Here is a 16,399-nt window from a genome sequence, read left to right as displayed (position 1 = left end):
TCAATACAAAATATCAAACATCAAAGCATTCAGATCAGAAAAAACTTTATTTATATTCTATAGATATATCATTATAAAAAGCTCACACCCATCATATGGCCTAATTTTTATTGATTAATTCTGCATATTACTACATTTTTAATAATTTTTTCTATAACACCAATATAATACAACCTAAAATAAATCATTCTCTCAATACCGATACTGCCACAACAGCCCCACACTACTTCCCGGATCGTTTTCCGGCGTGGTGAAGCCTGTCACGTTTCCGCCCGTGCCAACTGTCGTATTGAGCTTCAGGTGATTGGTCAGATCGACCTGCACCTGCGCCTGCGTGCCGCTGCCGGAAGTCGCCTGCTTGGCGCCGACATAGACGCCCTTCATCACATACTTGCCGGCCTCGACGCTCGCGCCACCATTGCCGACGCCTGAGCCGCCGCCTATGGCCAGACGATCCAGGCCTAGGGTTTTGCGGACGGTTCCGAGTGGGTCAAAGCCCGAGCCTCCCGCGATGGTCGCCAGAGCCGCGCCGAGTTCCGCCATCTGCGTGGTGGACAGTGAATGAGCATCCGTGCCGAACAGCAGCATCGCCAGAACCTGATCCTGCGGCAGGGAAGGAATGGACTCAAAGGTGATCTTCGGGTCGCTGGCGTAACCGCCGACCTTCAGCATGGCCGTCTGGCCGCTGACATTGCGTTCGGCGACAAATTCCAGTGTCGGATCGAGCTTGTGGGAGACACCGGTGCCATCAAACCCGACACGGCCTTTTGTAAAGTTCAGTGTGATACCACCAAGACTGAACAGGCCACGCTTCATGTTGAAGCCGCCTTCCACGACCGGTTGAGACGCCGTTCCCTTCACGCTCAGCAGGCCCGCCATCTCGGCGTCCAGACCGTGGCCTCTTACAAAGAACTCCCCCGGAGAGGTCAGTTTCAAATCCAGCCCGATCACACGCTCCGTGACTTTCTTCTCGGCCTCCGGTGGCTTGTCACCGGGGCGGATCACATTCAGCGTCGCGACCGAACTCGGCATCGAATTGGGAATATTGATTTCCACATGAGGCAGTTTGATGCCGCCCACCACGTCGATGCGCGTATCGGCCTGTCCTTTGACGGTGATGTCCGCATCCATGATCGCGGTCAGCAGATCGCTCGCCACGGGCTGCGCCTTGCTTGCCGTCAGATGTAGATCGACCGGCATACCGGGGGCGAAGACCCCGACCGTCCCCGTGAGGGCCATGCCGCCCTTTCCGGCCTGTGCAGTGAAGGAGTGGATGACCAGACGATCATTCTCAGCCAGCACGCTCGCCTCGATATCCGAAAGATGCAGGCCCTGCGAGAAGTCCTGAATATCGCCCTTGTGCAGTGTCAGTGAGCCGCGAGCAGCCGGACGCGAAGCTGTTCCGCCCACCGTCATGTCGAAATTGACCATGCCCAGCGCCTGTCGACCGCTTGCACCCAGCATGGCGTTGGCAAGCGACAGGTCCAGATTGCCGCGCGTGTGCAGATTGATCGGACCGGTTATGGAGGTCGGAACAGTGCCGTCCGCCAAAAGAGTGACCTTTGGACCGGCGCTGGCATGAGCGTTCAGGCGGGCTGTTGCGCCAGCCAAATCGGCCATTGCCGCGATTTCAGCGGGAGGCAGCGAAGCCGCGTCGCCCGACATCATCCGCAAACCATGCCCGTCGAGACGCACAGTGCCACGGGGAGCCGCGAGCGTTCCCGTCACTTTGGCGTCGGCGGACAGTGTGCCGGTTGCGTGCAGGGTGGGTGCGAAAGGTTTGGCCAGCGCGGGTGTGACGTTCCTGATCGTCGCTGTCAGGTTCAGGACGGGTTTGGCCGTGCCGGCAATATCGATGCTGGCCGGAGCCACGCCGGGCGGTGCGACCGTGGCGCGAAGCCGGTCAACACCCAGTGTCTTGCCGTAGGAAACCTTGACTGGCGCTTCAAGTTTCAGAGATTCGCCCTTGGCGTTGGCCGTCAGACGACTGACCCGCACGCTCTGGTCCGGAATGTCAGCCACAGCGGCGAGATCGAGGGCCGCCGGAGCGCCATACAGTTCGGAAAACCGCCCGTTAGCATCAACAGCAATCGCGTTCTGTGGTCCCTTGACCGTTGCCCGCAGGCCGCCCGCAATGGAAGGTGCGGCAACCTTGTCGAGTTGCAGGGACAGGTCGGCGCTGGGCGATCCTTCGGGATCATTGACGAAGCCGGTCAGTTTCAGCGCCCCGATGCGATAGGGGGTCATCGCCACATCGCCGGTGACGTTGATTGCGGCTTTCAGCGGGCTGTTGTCGGTGACCGCCGTGCTTTTCAGCGAAGCTGCGAGTGTGCCGCTGACAGGCTGGCCGATCAGGTTTTTCAGATCCGCCAGTCTGGCGATCTTCAGATCAAATGTTCCAAGCGGAATCTTGCGTTTGGACGGCAGTTCCAGCGCACCGTCTCCGTGCACACTGTTCCAGTCCAACTTGGTGATTTTCAGGGTCCGGTTTCCATCCTTATCCTGCGTCGCGGCGAGATCGACGTTCAGAGGCGCTTTATCGAGCGTGCCCCCTGCCGTCAGATGCGCTGTCAGCGCGGAAGGCAGATGTTCGGCGTCAAGGTCGAGTGTAATCGGGCCACGCGGCATTGTGGCCGTGCCGAAATCGCTGGCGAGATGCGCTTTGGCCGAAAGGTCATCCGTTGGACCGGAGGCGTCGAGATCAAGCTTCGCTGTGCCACGCAGCATCTTTGCCGCCGCAGACAGGTCCGTCAGCGACAGACTGGCCTGTGCAGCATCCAGCGTGGTCTTGCTGTCTTTCGTATTCGCGGTGGCGTTGGCCGTGAGATGCAGAGCGCGTCCGTCGAGTGTGAACGTGTCGAGATGAACAGTCTGCCCATCGTCCCGCTTGGTGAGAGTCGCGTGAGCCGCCAGCTTGCCACTCGGTCCGATCAGACCAACGGCCTGTTCCAGCCCTTTCAACGCGGCGATATTGCCGGTCAGAGCCACTGTCGTTGTGTCGCCGGAGGCTTCCGGCAAAGCGAAGCTGGCTGCAAGGTCGGCATGACCTTCCAGCTTCTGCCTGCCTGCCGCCGCGAGTGGAGCGAGATCAGGCAGGTTAAGGGTCGCGTTGCCTTTGAGGACGGGCTTCGTATCGGACTGTGCGTTGAGCTGAAGCAGCGGATGCGTCAGCGCCAGCACAACCGGCGCGACCGGATTGTTGGGCGCGTATGTGGCGTCCAATTGCAAGGGCGCACTGGCCAGCAGGGTCGGCGAACTGCCGGGGATACGCACTCCAGACGCGGCTGCATGAAGATGAAGCTGATCGAGAACCTCGCCCTGCCCGATCCCGTCAAAGCTGGCGTCAAGAGAGCCTACCTGCGCGCCACCTGCGACGAGCTGCTTTACGGTCAGCGTTCCGGTTCCGGCGGGCGCGGTATAGGGACCGCTCAGTTTTGCCGCCAAGGCTATGGACTGCCAGCCGACACTGTCGCTGAGCGACATGGCGGGCGCGTTGAGAGCGGCGGCAACATCAGCCGTATTGGCGACGAGATTGAGCTTGCCCTTCACCGTGCTCGTGATGCTTCCCGCCTGCGCGCCGAAATCGAGAGCGGCAGCCTCCGTGGGACCGGCCAGATGCAGGGTCAGGGAGACCGGCGTGATCTCAGGCATCCTGCTCAGCCCCGCGACGATGCCGTCCTTGCCGTCCTGAGCGGTCAGATCGAGCGTCAGTGCGCGTGATTCCGTCTTTGCAGCGACCTTCAACGCCCCGTCCGCATCAAGGCGTTTCAGGTCAACGAGAATATCGGCTTTCGGGAGGTTCCTGAGGGACAGTCCATTGATCAGCGCATCAAGTTCCGGTGCGGCTGCGTGGCCTTGCAGGGAGAATATGGCAGCCAGTCCCGCGACCGGTGCGCCAACTTCGATCCGTTTGGCGTCTACCGCCTTGATGTCGATACCAAGACCGGTCCGGGTCGGACCACTGGCGGATGTCGCGGGCTTGGAGCTATCACTTTCCGGCAGTCTCGGTATGGCCAGTCGGTCGAAACTGAGCAGATCGACATGAACGGTGCGGCCGACCATGCGAAGCGGCGACCAGTCGAGGCGCAGATTGTCGATGGTGAGCCAGACGCCTTTTGTGTCCCGCAGTTCGATATGCGCGATCTTCAGGGCATCTGGAAAACGTCCATGCAGGCCGGTGACAACAACCGTATTGCCGGTCAGCGAGGAGGCTTGCCGTTCGATGAAATGACGTCCCGGATCGAGATTAGCGCCGACGAGAACCACGCCCGCGACCAGCACGACGAGACCGGCGACCGAAGCTGCGGCGATCCCGCTTCCCCGGGCGATGCGGCGACCAAGTGACCGACGTGGTTTGGCGGAGATATCAGGTGCCGTTTCGGACATCAGAATGTTTCTCCCAGACCGATATAGAGTTCCCACTTGTCGCCGCGCGGCTGCCGGTTGAGCGGCACGGCGATATCGATACGCACAGGTCCGATCGGTGTGAAATATCTTGCGCCCGCACCCGCTCCGACGCGCACGGTGCCGGTAAAGGGCGCGCTCCCTGAGCCCACCTGTCCGGCGTCCATGAAGGCCGCCGCTCCCCAGCTCTTGAAAAACCGCTGACGGAACTCGACTGTTCCGGCGTCGAGCGATGTGCCGCCGATAGCGTATTTGGAATTGGGAAACTGTGGTCCGACACCCTGATACCGGAAGCCCCGGATGGTCGCCGTGCCGCCACCATAGAGTCGCTGGTCCGGTGGGATATCGTAGGTGGAAGCTCCCTGCACGCTGCCGACGATTCCTCGAAATGCAAAGACGCTCCGGCCCGGCTGCGTAAGCCCCAGTCGCGCCAGATCGAAATAGGTCGAGGCGTTGGCCTGAAGCAGGGCGAAGAAACGGGTGCCGTGATTGAAAGAAGCGGACGGCGTTACGCTCAACGAGAAGCGGGCGCCGTGGGTCGCCGGATCGAGAGGTGAAGGCAGGTCGGTGCTGTCATAGTTGGCGCTAATCGGCGCAAAGATCAGCGAATAGTCGCGTGTGACGCCGAACTGCTCGATTGTTTCCTGCTCTGCCGCCACACCGTAGGACACGTTCCAACGCTTGCTGATCTGCCGGACGATACCCGCTCTCAGGATGATGGCTGTCTGGCGATAGGAATAGAAAAGCTGCCGGATTCCCTCGACCCTGAAGCTGGCGTTCTGGCGACGTCCGGGGAAATCGGGTTTGAAGAGATCAGCATAGACGTCATAACCCAATCCCTGCTGGGCCGTGCCGCCGACACCTGTAACCAGCGCCGTGAGTTTCAGGCGCTCGGCATTGCCAAAGAGATTGTGATGCGTCCACGAGGCTCCGACGCGACCGCCAAGATCCGTCGAATATCCAACCTCGGCTCCGACCGTGTGCCGTTTGGCTTCCCCGAAGCTGAATGCCAACGGCATGCTGCCATCAGGGGCCAGTCTGGGTGCATCCTTCACACCCACTGTCGAGAAGATTCCAAGCGACGCCAGATCCTGCCGGGCATCCTCAATTCTGGAGGGCTGGTAGAGCTGTCCCGGTGCAATCATCAGGCGTTTGCGGACAAATTTTGGATTGGTGTATTCCAGCCCGTTCAGCGTGATCTCACCGATATCGGCTTTTGGTCCGATCGTAACGGGATACATCAGGTCGAGCGTTCTTGATGTCGGCTGCAGCCATGCGGTCGGAACATCGACCTTGGCCAGAGGATGACCTTCCTCCCTGAGAGTATCGTTCAACTGGTTGGCCGCCTGAAGCACAGTGGTTGCGACTGCGGGCACGCCTGTCTTCATCCCGAACGCCTTCTGCTGGCTTTCGGAGAGAATGACCGGCTTTTTGGTGGTCGGCTCGACCAGCTTCACGGAGCCGACATGATAGAGTGGCCCGGTCTTCGCCGTGATCCTGATGGCAAGCGTCTGTCCCGACGGCATGGAGGCCAGCCACAGCGGCAGGCCGATATCCTGTCCCTCCATCTTACTCTGCGGCGGCACCTGAGCGTTCTTCGGACGGTCCATCGTGATGGTGATTGTGCCGTCGTAAAAACCGAAACTCTCCAGCGCCGTGTTCAGGCGGCTATATTCATTCCTGATTCGTCCCGCGAGGGCGAAAGGGCCAACCGCGTGCAGTTTCTGGAGATTCAGCAGATCGGATGAGGATGTCAGGGCCGCATCGACATCCGCATTGCCGGTCGGTTCGATCCGGGTCGTGTAGGACACCGTCGGCCCGACAGGCTCCGGCACCTTTTCCTTCTGCTTTCCGCTGTCCCCGCTGGCTGCAAGGGAGGGTTGCACTGCGCTCAGAAGCACCACGAAAGCAGACGCCACTTTCCACCATGATCCGCCATCACGCGGCTGACGGCGGCAGGCGGTTCTGGGCTTCCCCTCTCCACACTTCTTTTCGTGCGTATGGGAAACTGGCGGGAAGGCGACGAAGACGGACATCAAACCCTTAATGACAAGAATTTTCTCTACCGACGAGGTGAGACGGCCTTTTTTATGGCGATCTGTGTCGTTTTTTTGGTCCGTTCTGTCATCCGTTGTAGAAAATCGTGATTTGAGAGTAAGGGAAGGGATGCACTCAGTACTCCTTCTTACCCTCCCGGACGGAGAGGCATATGCGCGCATCCGCTAAATCCTCCCCTTCCCCGTCCCATCTGAAGAGACGCGGCCCCCCATTCCGGATCGACGCCGAGGAACTTGACCGGATAGACGCGAAAGAGCGGAAGCAGGCCAGGCGCAGTCTTTTCCAGCGTGTCCGGGGAGTGAGCAAGCTCCTCGCCATCTTCATCTGGGTGCCGTTGTCCGTCGGGTTCGAGGCGTTCCTGCTCATCGTTCCCGGCAACGCCAAAATCCGCTGGACGCGGGTGATCTGGGGGGGGCTGTGCCGTCTTCTGGCCCTGAAGATCAATGTCATCGGACGCAAGGCGGGCGGTGTCACGGGACCGGAATCCCGCGCGCGCGGAGAGCGGCCGATCATCTATATCTCGAATCATTCGAGCTGGATCGACGTGCCGGTCCTCGGCACCATTCTGCCTTCCGTGTTCGTCGCCAAGGGTGACATTGAGCACTGGCCTGTCATGGGCCTGATCTCGAAGATCGGACGCACCATTTTCGTCAGCCGCCAGCGCAATACGACAGGCCGCGAGCGCGATCAGATGACATCCCGGCTCGCGGGCGGTGACAATCTGGTGCTGTTTCCGGAGGGCACGTCCTCCGATGGATCACGCGTTCTGCCGTTCATGTCGGCCTTTTTCGCCATAGCGAAGCCTCCACGATTGCGGGAGTCTGATTCTGCGGAAATGATGCCCGACTTCCCTCCCGGCATGTCGCCGCTGATTCAGCCCATCTCTCTGGTCTATGACAGACTCGATGGCTTCCGTGTGGGCAAGGCGCGTCGGACTGTCTTTTCCTGGTATGGCGACATGGATCTCGGCCCGCACGTCTGGCAACTGGTGAAGCGGAAATCCATGCGCGCCACCGTGCTGCTGCACACGCCTCTCGACCCCGATGATTTCCCGAGTCGCAAGGCGCTGGCGCAGGCGACGTGGCACGCCGTGATGGAAGGAGCCGCCCGTCTCCGCCAGAATGACGAGCCCGATGCCCCGGAATGGCAGGTCCGGCTCAAGGGCCCAGCCAACGCATCACGGAAGCGTGAAAATAAAAGGTTTTCTTGACAAGTTCCCTGTATCTTTCCCCAGATGGTGACTGAAGGCGTGATCAGACACGTCCGATTGTAGTTCCCGGCGCGAAGAGAGGTTCATGGCTTGATTGCCTTTCTCATTTCTTCTGCTTTCTCATTGGCGGAATCGGCGTCATGAGCTTCTGCCCTTGACCCGGACGCCCTCATTCAGGATTCCTCCCTCCGTCGTGCGGAATGGTCCGGCGGCGTGCCGGAACGAGCCTGAACTGTGACGACTGATCTCCCCACCAAACCCCATAGCGCCAGTGCGTCCAACGCCCGCCCCAACACCCGTGGTCTGCACATGATCACATGGGGCTGCCAGATGAACGTGTATGACAGCGCCCGCATGACCGATGTCCTGCGCCCGCTGGGCTATGCGCCGGTGGATGATCCCGCGCAGGCGGACATGATCATTCTCAATACCTGCCATATCCGTGACCGCGCCGCGGAGAAGGTGTTTTCCGAACTGGGTCGGCTGCGGCACATCAAGGAAGAACGCAGCACGGAAGGCCGCCAGACCGTCCTCGCCGTGGCGGGCTGTGTCGCTCAGGCTGAAGGCGAGCAGATTCTCAAGCGCGCGCCTTATGTGGACATCGTGCTCGGGCCGCAGACCTATCATCGCCTGCCGGAGATGGTGGCCCGCGCCGCCCGCGCCGGTGGCTCCGTGATCGATACGGATTTCCCCGCCGAGCAGAAGTTCGACTTTCTTCCCGAAAGTGAAGCGCCGCAGACCGCAGGCAATGTCACCGCGTTCCTCACGGTGCAGGAAGGCTGCGACAAGTTCTGCTCGTTCTGCGTGGTGCCTTACACCCGTGGCGCGGAAGCCAGCCGCTCCGTCGTCTCCGTTCTGGCGGAAGCCCGGCGCATGGTCGCCAGCGGCGTGCGCGAACTGACCCTGCTCGGGCAGAACGTCAACGCCTATCATGGCGAGGGTCCGGACGGCGGCGCATGGAGCCTCGCCCGACTGGCCTATGCTCTGGCTGAGATTCCGGGGCTGGAGCGTATCCGCTACATGACCTCGCATCCGCGCGACATGGGCGATGACCTGATCATGGCTCATCGTGATCTGCCCGCTCTGATGCCCTTCCTGCATCTGCCCGTACAGTCCGGCTCGGACAAGATTCTCAAGGCGATGAACCGGGGCCATACGGCGTACGAATATCGCCGCCTCGTGGATCGTCTGCGGGCCGTGCGTCCGGATCTGGCCCTGTCCTCCGATTTCATCGTGGGGCATCCGGGTGAAACCGACGAGGATTTCGAAGCGACCATGCAGCTTATCCGCGATGTCGGGTTCGCTCTGGCCTACTCGTTCAAATATTCGATCCGGCCGGGAACTCCGGCGGCTGGCGCGCCGTTGCAGGTAGCGGAGGCCATCAAGGACGAGCGTCTTCAGGCATTGCAGGCACTGCTGCGCGAACAACAGGATTCCTTCAACGAAGCTGTTGTCGATATCATCGCGCCCGTGCTGTTCACAGGTCGGGGCCGCAAGCCGGGCCAGATGGTCGGCCGGTCCCCATGGCTTCAACCGGTTCATGTCGATGGACCGGATGATCTGGTCGGCAGGGTTCTGCCCGTGCTGATCACGCAACGACTCAGCAATTCGCTGGTCGGAACGCTTGTCGAGGAGTGTATGCCCGCTTGACCCAGCCCATCGCACCCGGAACCTCCCAGCCTCGTCACAAGGGCTCCCCCTCCTCTCCGACACGGGACATGTCGCGCACGACAACCCTGCAATTCGGAGATAACGCCCTGCTGGCGCAACTTGTCGGAGACCATGACCGGCACCTGCGTCACATGGCGGAAGCTCTGGGAGTACGCATCGCCTGCAAGGGCAACCGGATTGCGATTGTTGGAGAACCGGGCCGCACGGCGCTGGCTCATTCCGCGCTGACAACGCTTTACCGCAAGCTGGAGCGTGGCACGCCGATCAACACGGATGAGATCGACGCCGCCATTCGCCTTTCCGACATTCACGCCGCCCTGCGTGATCAGGTTCCCGGTCAGGCGCCGGAAGCCGCCACCGAAGTCGAGACAAAGCCGCACAACGGCCCACGGTTGATGATCAATGATCTCCCGGCCATCCGGACCCGCCGGGGTGCGATCGAGCCGCGCTCCCCGGGACAGGCAGCCTATATGGAAATGCTGGCCCGCAACGAGATGGTGTTCGGCGTCGGTCCCGCAGGAACCGGCAAGACCTATCTCGCGGTCGCGCAGGCGGTCGCCATGTTGCAGTCGGGTCAGGTGGACCGGATCATCCTGTCGCGCCCCGCTGTGGAGGCTGGCGAGCGGCTGGGCTTTCTTCCCGGTGACCTGAAAGAAAAGATCGACCCCTATCTGCGCCCGCTCTACGACGCGCTGCATGACATGATGCCGGGCGATCAGGTGACACGGCGCATGGCGACCGGCGACATCGAGGTTGCGCCCCTCGCCTTCATGCGTGGCCGCACACTGGCCCATGCCTATGTGATTCTCGACGAAGCGCAGAACACCACACCCGCACAGATGAAGATGTTTCTGACCCGTATGGGCAACGGCACGCGGATGGTCGTCACGGGTGATCTCAGTCAGGTCGATCTGCCGTCGGGCACGACTTCCGGCCTGCAGGATGCGCTCGATACGCTGGAAGGCGTGCAGGGTATTGCCGTCAATCGCTTTGACGCGAGAGACGTTGTGCGGCACAGACTGGTCGCGCGCATTGTTGATGCGTATGATGACAAGAAGACGGTGGAACGGGAGCCCTCCCGCAACAACAGATTCCGCCGGGAGCACAATGGAACCGCCAAGTACTGACAGCCGCGCTCTCCGGAGCGTGGCAGACGATGAGCCCTCCCCTTTCGGGGCCGGGCTCTTCCCCTTCCCTCCCACCCAGTGGGAGGACGACACCGGAACAGACGGCACTGGTCCCGAGATCATTGTCGAGGACACGGGCTGGCGGGCGGTCGTCCCCCATGTCGAGCGTCTGGTGAGACGCGCCAGCGACGCCAGTCTCGTCTGGATGGAGCGGCGTTTTTCCGGAGTGGCGCTTGTGCTGCCGGAGACGATCGTCCTGTCCTCGGACAGGGTCGTGAAGGCGCTGAACGCACGTCATCGCGGACGGAACAAGCCGACCAATGTCCTCACATTCGAGCCGCCACCCGGCTATCCCGGCGGTGAGATCATTCTGGCGCTCGGCGTTGTCTGCCGGGAAGCTCATGCTGCCAGAAAGCCTGTGGCGCACCATCTGGCGCACCTGATTGCGCATGGCGTGCTTCATCTCAGCGGCCATGATCACCATGAAGCTGGCGATGCACGACGCATGGAGATGGAAGAGGCCCGTGTTCTGGCGATGATGGGTCTCCCCAATCCGTGGAAATCCCGGACATGAGTGACACGGACCATTCAAACGGCCTGAACGGATCACAGAAAACCCGTAAGGGGCTGTTTTCCCTGTTCAACCGGAAGAAAGAGCACGGTGTCCGTCACTCCATCGCGGCACTCGTGCAGGAAGCCGCTGATGCGGGTGAAGGTGGCGACGAAGCACCTGAACTGGACCGTCAGGAACGGGCGCTGATCGCCAATGTGCTGCGCCTGCGTGAAACCAGCGCGGATGACGTCATGGTGCCGCGTGCGGATATCGTGGCGATGCCAGCCGATATCAGCCTCGACGACGCACTGGCGATGATGCGGCGTGAGAATCACTCACGCATGCCGGTCTATCGCGGGCAGCTCGACGATATTGTCGGCATGATCCATGTGAAGGATCTCATCGCCTATGTTGGAACCAGCGAGGCGTTCAATCTGGAAACTCTGCTGCGTCAGCCGCTGATGATCGCTCCGCAGATGCCGGTGCTTGATCTGCTGCTGATGATGCGGCAGCGGCAGGTGCATCTGGCGCTTGTGATCGACGAATATGGCGGAATCGATGGCCTCGTCACCATTGAGGATCTCATTGAAACCATCGTTGGCGACATCTCGGATGAACATGACGAACCCACCGTCGCACTGATCACCGAGCGTCCGGACGGATCTTTCGACGTGGATGCCCGCTGTCCGATGGAGCAGTTTGAGGAACAGATCGGGCCGATCCTGACAGAGTCCGAGCGTGAATCTGAAATTGAAACCATTGGCGGGCTGGTATTCCGTCTTGCCGGGCATGTTCCCACGCGCGGCGAAGTCCTCAATCACGAAAATGGTTTTGTATTTCGTGTTCTGGACGCAGATGCCCGCCATATCCGCAAGGTGCGCGTGCGCCGACCGGTTGAAGAAAAAACGATCGCCGAAAAAACCACAGCGTCCTGACTTCCGGCAGGAGTTCTTCTCCTGCCGGAACTTTATTCAGTTTACATGGACGAGGTCAGACTGGTGAAGAGACCCGAAAACAACAATCAGGGCATATGATCAGGCAGTCAGAGTGTTGAAACGCGCCCTCTCGGACTGACTACCCAACAGGAACAGCATGTAATAATCGAGATAGTGCCGTCTGTTACGCGCTATTCTGGTATAAAACGGATAGACCGGAAACGGTCCGGACATATCCTTGGGGCAAGGTTCGCTTTCCAGCAGACAGTTTGCCCGAAACAATGGGACATACAGCGCGGAATCATCATTGTCCCGCCGCCTCACATGATAAAGATTTTTACGAAAATTTTTTAATTTATCAGGAAGAATGAAGATAATTCCTTTTTCTATAAAAGGACGAGGAAATTCCTCAGCCCGCATGTAGTACAGGCAGTCCGGCATGTCGCTGAACCACGGATAATCCTGAACGATCACTCATCACCTCCGGTTCAAGACCTTTTTCGATCGGTGTGATAACTGCATCAAGGAATACATTCCATAGGGAAGCGAAATTTCACGTTGAAATAGGCATTATCTCCTCTCACAGGCCTGAGTGCATAAAATAGACATCACGGTCAGAATGTGAATAGATGTTTTACAATAAAATAAAGTATTGAAGTCATATTTGGTTCACTCATTACAAATTTTGATTATAATATCAAAATAAATAAATATTAAATGAACAGAGTGAACACATCATACAGACACCTATAAAATACCTTGTGTAATGGAAAATTGCGTTATACCCGACCCTCTCTGAAAAATGTCAACTTCTATTGTGTCTACGGCTGGGTGTTGCGCTTCATCCACCATCTGGTTTTCCGACTTATCGGAAACGTCACTCTCTCAAGCCTACAGTAATTTGCACAATTTCTTCCTGTTTTTTTATGAAAAATATCCAAAACCGCACACTCATCACTCAAATCATAGGGAAATGGTCCGTGACATGACATTCATCTATTATCGGTCTGTATCACAGAGCGAGGCCAATCTGGGGTTGATGCGCTGATCGTCGAACAGTTTCTGGAAACGCCGTATTATGGCTCCAAGGAGATGAGATGGCACATTTACGCCGTCTCGGTCGTAACGTTGCCCGCAAGCAGGTTCGTCGGTGACCCTGCCCCCTGAAATGCCCTCGATTTGAAGTAAGCTCTGTCCACTGGAGACAGACGATGAATACGCAGGACCAGATCATTGGGATTCTGAAGAAGCATCAGGCGGGAGTGACGGCTACGGATCTGTGCCGCAGGCGCTGGATCAGCGACACGACCTTCTACATCTGCCGAGGCACGCTGTCGGCTGCGCAATCTTGCGGGCGAACGACGCCGGTTCGGCTACTAGAGGATGTTATGTACTTTCTGGCGTGAGTGTTGCAGAACAGCTGGATGAATACTGCACGCAAACCATACTGTGGCGCCACATCGCATCAGGCAAGCCGCAACAGAACGGGTTCGTCGAAGGCTTCAACGGCCGGTTCCCTGACGAATGCCTCAACGACCACCTGTTCCGCAATATCTCCCACACTCGGACGGTCATCGACGTCTGGCGGGCCGACTACAAGGCTGTCAGGCCCCATACTAGCCTCAATAGCATGACGCCAGAGGCTTTCGTTCAACACACCAAAACGGCATACAATAACCCACAGCCCCAAACTTAAATCTGAGAGCATTTCAGGGGCAAGGTCATCGGCTCATGAGGAAGATGGACCCACGAGCAATCTATCACATAGCCGTGCACGAATACTGTCCGAGCCGATAAACGGGAGTACGAGGCCTCCGGCCTTGCTACGTGCGAGACAGATTGCCTCGAACAACCAGTCGTTGGCATAGCGCTGGGCGGCCGACTGGTGTGACCGGCTTCTCCACATGGCCTATTTATACCGGACGACACTGTTCTTTTTTTCTATCCGTACTTAGCCTTGGAACCAGATTTCAATCCGTTTGTTGTGCGGTAGATGGTCGGTGTGGAATTCAGGATTGTCGGGAAGTTTTTTTGAATACTCCATGACGGACCGGTCCTGTTCCGCAGAATCTGCCAGTCCATGCCACCGCTCCACTCCGGCTAACACCACACCGCAGCCAGAGACAGCAGCCATTGGTATTATCTGCTGGCATCACCTGTGAGATTGGCATCAGGCGGATGTATGGAACAGTTTGTATCGTGAGTTGCAAATTCGCCGTTATCAAGCCAGGCAGCCTGGACTGAAGCGGTGGCTGCATAGACAGCGCGTCTATTGCGACAAAAAGGGGCAAACGACAGGCCAATATTCCACAGATCGTGAGATATTGGGACGAAACGGCACATTATCGCTGACCGACAGGGTATTCGCTGACTGTTTTGCTATCCGATGCCAATGTCCAGGATAATTGGATGGTCGCAGGACCAAGCATAGGATCGCCAGAAAAGGCATCGAAAGCAGTAACCATATCGGAAAACATCGCTTGTCATCAAACGCACCTTCACATGGATATCGCGTTTTCGCCGCCTCACCGTCCGCTATGAAATTTAAAATACAACATTATTCCTTAAGAACACCAATAATTCCAAGGACCGCTGGACCCGCTATTATTATAAATATACAAGGCAATAAAAAAATTATCATTGGAAATGTGAGTATAACAGAAAGCTTAGCTGCTCTTTCTTCAAATCTTATCAATGAATCCTCTCTTATTTCAGAAACCAAAACTCTCAATACAGAAACTAAGGAAGATCCCGTTTCAAACGTTTGAATTAATGCACCACTCAGTCTTTTCATAACAATCAATCCAGTTCTTTTTCCCAAATCCTCAATAACTTTAACTCTATCACTATTAATTCTCATTTCATCAATAGTTATTTTAAATTCTTCTGCGACATCTTTATTTAACAGAATCATCTCGACCGCAACACATTCCATTGCAGATTCCATTGCCAGACCAGCTTCTGCACACACTAAAAACAAATCCAGCGCATCAGCCATTCCCATTTCAACTCGAGAAAGATGCAATTTTCTTTTTTGGTTAAAAACAAAATTAGGGAATTTGAATCCAACAAAACAGAAAAAAATACAAATAAATATATAGTAAAAAAAACTAAAACCAAACAATAATGAAAATAAAATAGACACAAAAATAAAAAATAATGAACTACATATTTTTATAGATAAAAAATAACTGTAATCCATCCCAAATATGTCTATATATTTTTTCTCTTCGCTATTTCCATAAACATTAAATATTTTTAATTTTGATAATAAAAAAGATAACTTATACAATGAAGAAGATACAATTGATTTATTTTTGATATTTTCTTTTTCTATATAATTTACATTCTTATATACCCCTTCCAACCTCAACAATTTTCTTTTTTTAAAAAAAATAATATTTCTAATATCAAAAAAACAAATAAAAACAACAATTATGTAAGAAATGGAAAAAAGCAACATGACTTCACCTAAGCGTCATTTTTGTTATAAAAAACATAGACCCTATACCGGAAAAAAACAAACATAACGCTACATATAATAATTTTAATCCAGAATGAGTTTTATATAACACAGAAACATATTGTGGATTCATTATTGCAAGCACAATAGCCATAAATATAGGAAGAGCTGACAATACATAACAACTCATACGCGCTTCAGATGCCAATGCTATAGCCTTTCTTTTAGCTGAAACTCTTTTTCTAATATTTTTTCCAAACCCATCAAGAATATCAGCCAACCCCCCACCTGTTCTGCTCTGCAATTTGGCAATAATTGAAAAAAATCTATACTCGCTTATTCCAGCTCTAATCGCTAACTCATCCAGAACTTCACCGAACTCTTTGCCCACAGATATTTTTTTCACAACATCATCAAACAAAGATTTTGTAGGTTCAGGCGATTGCCTAGCAATCAGCTCGAGGGTCCGAGATAATGAGACGCCTATTTTTAAACTCCTAGCCATCATAAAAACAGTGTCAGGTAATTGCTCAACTAAATTTATCCTAAATTTATTAATTTTTCCGCCAAAATGGAATCTAACAAATGCAATCCACAAAAAGAAAAAACCAAAAAGAACCATTATGTTAAAAGAAAAATAAGAAACAAACAAAACAAAACAAAACACAAAAACAGAAAGAGAGAAAAAACAAAATTTTTTCAACTCCTGCATAGAACACACCTCAGAATTTTTATCAAAGGCAAAAAGTATTTTTAATACATAGTCGACATAAGTTTTCTTAACAGCTTTAGTTGTTATCGTTTCAGGAATAATATCAATAAAAAAATCAGAATTTTTTTTGTTTTCAATAACACTATCAAACCTCTTATTTATATAATAATTTAATTTTTTTTGCTTAAAAAATGAAAATACACACAATATATTGCACAAAATCACTACCAAGAAATAAAAAAATATTTCATATATACCATTCATTA

General features: G+C 55.2%; 12 protein-coding genes and 2 pseudogenes. 8 read left to right on the top strand and 6 right to left on the bottom strand.

Annotated elements, in window-relative coordinates; genetic code table 11:
• Positions 1 to 192: 192 nt before the first annotated feature.
• A complete protein-coding gene (locus LKE90_RS02950) occupies positions 193 to 4,386 on the bottom strand; it encodes a translocation/assembly module TamB domain-containing protein (protein ID WP_291490783.1) in 4,194 nt (1,397 codons plus the stop codon).
• Positions 4,386 to 6,440 (bottom strand): autotransporter assembly complex protein TamA, encoded by a 2,055-nt coding sequence (locus LKE90_RS02945; RefSeq protein ID WP_291490782.1) that lies wholly within the window; start codon positions 6,438 to 6,440, stop codon positions 4,386 to 4,388. The genes LKE90_RS02950 and LKE90_RS02945 overlap by 1 nt, the downstream gene beginning before the upstream one ends.
• Before the next feature lie 173 nt (positions 6,441 to 6,613).
• Between LKE90_RS02945 and LKE90_RS02940 the strand changes: the two genes are divergently transcribed.
• From LKE90_RS02940 to LKE90_RS02920, 5 genes are all read left to right on the top strand, one after another.
• Complete coding sequence (locus LKE90_RS02940) at positions 6,614 to 7,672, top strand: lysophospholipid acyltransferase family protein (protein WP_291490781.1); 1,059 nt, start codon at positions 6,614 to 6,616, stop codon at positions 7,670 to 7,672.
• A gap of 309 nt (positions 7,673 to 7,981) precedes the next feature.
• Positions 7,982 to 9,322 carry a tRNA (N6-isopentenyl adenosine(37)-C2)-methylthiotransferase MiaB gene (gene miaB / locus LKE90_RS02935; protein ID WP_291490982.1) on the top strand — a complete coding sequence of 447 codons (1,341 nt, stop codon included), beginning with the start codon at positions 7,982 to 7,984 and terminating at the stop codon, positions 9,320 to 9,322.
• Between the two features lie 68 nt (positions 9,323 to 9,390).
• The gene (locus LKE90_RS02930) at positions 9,391 to 10,470 is read left to right on the top strand and encodes a PhoH family protein (protein WP_291490981.1); all 1,080 of its coding nucleotides are present in this window, start codon (positions 9,391 to 9,393) and stop codon (positions 10,468 to 10,470) included.
• Positions 10,451 to 11,044, top strand: a complete 594-nt coding sequence (ybeY, locus tag LKE90_RS02925) for an rRNA maturation RNase YbeY (protein WP_291490780.1) — start codon at positions 10,451 to 10,453, stop codon at positions 11,042 to 11,044. The genes LKE90_RS02930 and ybeY overlap by 20 nt, the downstream gene beginning before the upstream one ends.
• Complete coding sequence (locus LKE90_RS02920) at positions 11,041 to 11,958, top strand: hemolysin family protein (protein ID WP_291490779.1); 918 nt, start codon at positions 11,041 to 11,043, stop codon at positions 11,956 to 11,958. The genes ybeY and LKE90_RS02920 overlap by 4 nt, the downstream gene beginning before the upstream one ends.
• Before the next feature lie 99 nt (positions 11,959 to 12,057).
• Here LKE90_RS02920 and LKE90_RS02915 read toward each other — a convergent pair whose 3' ends face one another.
• Positions 12,058 to 12,432: a hypothetical protein gene (locus LKE90_RS02915; RefSeq protein ID WP_291490778.1), complete on the bottom strand. Its 375-nt coding sequence runs from the start codon at positions 12,430 to 12,432 to the stop codon at positions 12,058 to 12,060.
• 737 nt (positions 12,433 to 13,169) lie between these two features.
• On the opposite strand from LKE90_RS02915, the gene LKE90_RS02910 reads away from it, so the two are divergent.
• Entirely contained in the window at positions 13,170 to 13,364 is a 195-nt protein-coding gene (locus LKE90_RS02910; RefSeq protein WP_291490997.1) for a hypothetical protein, read from the top strand.
• Between the two features lie 41 nt (positions 13,365 to 13,405).
• A pseudogene (locus tag LKE90_RS02905) lies at positions 13,406 to 13,654 on the top strand (integrase core domain-containing protein); the annotation flags it as partial.
• Positions 13,655 to 13,909: 255 nt separating this feature from the next.
• Here LKE90_RS02905 and LKE90_RS02900 read toward each other — a convergent pair.
• Positions 13,910 to 14,092, bottom strand: coding sequence for a hypothetical protein (locus LKE90_RS02900; RefSeq protein WP_291501389.1), 183 nt, complete (start codon positions 14,090 to 14,092; stop codon positions 13,910 to 13,912).
• A gap of 295 nt (positions 14,093 to 14,387) precedes the next feature.
• Here LKE90_RS02900 and LKE90_RS02895 point away from each other — a divergent pair.
• A pseudogene (locus tag LKE90_RS02895) lies at positions 14,388 to 14,500 on the top strand (IS5/IS1182 family transposase); the annotation flags it as partial.
• Between the two features lie 15 nt (positions 14,501 to 14,515).
• Here LKE90_RS02895 and LKE90_RS02890 read toward each other — a convergent pair.
• The gene (locus LKE90_RS02890) at positions 14,516 to 15,421 is read right to left on the bottom strand and encodes a type II secretion system F family protein (protein ID WP_291490777.1); all 906 of its coding nucleotides are present in this window, start codon (positions 15,419 to 15,421) and stop codon (positions 14,516 to 14,518) included.
• A 4-nt stretch (positions 15,422 to 15,425) separates the two neighbouring features.
• Entirely contained in the window at positions 15,426 to 16,397 is a 972-nt protein-coding gene (locus LKE90_RS02885) for a type II secretion system F family protein (protein WP_291490776.1), read from the bottom strand.
• Positions 16,398 to 16,399: the final 2 nt, after the last annotated feature.

It is taken from the genome of Acetobacter sp., from assembly GCF_022483985.1.
GTDB lineage: Bacteria > Pseudomonadota > Alphaproteobacteria > Acetobacterales > Acetobacteraceae > Acetobacter.
This window is presented reverse-complemented; position numbering and strand designations above follow the sequence as displayed.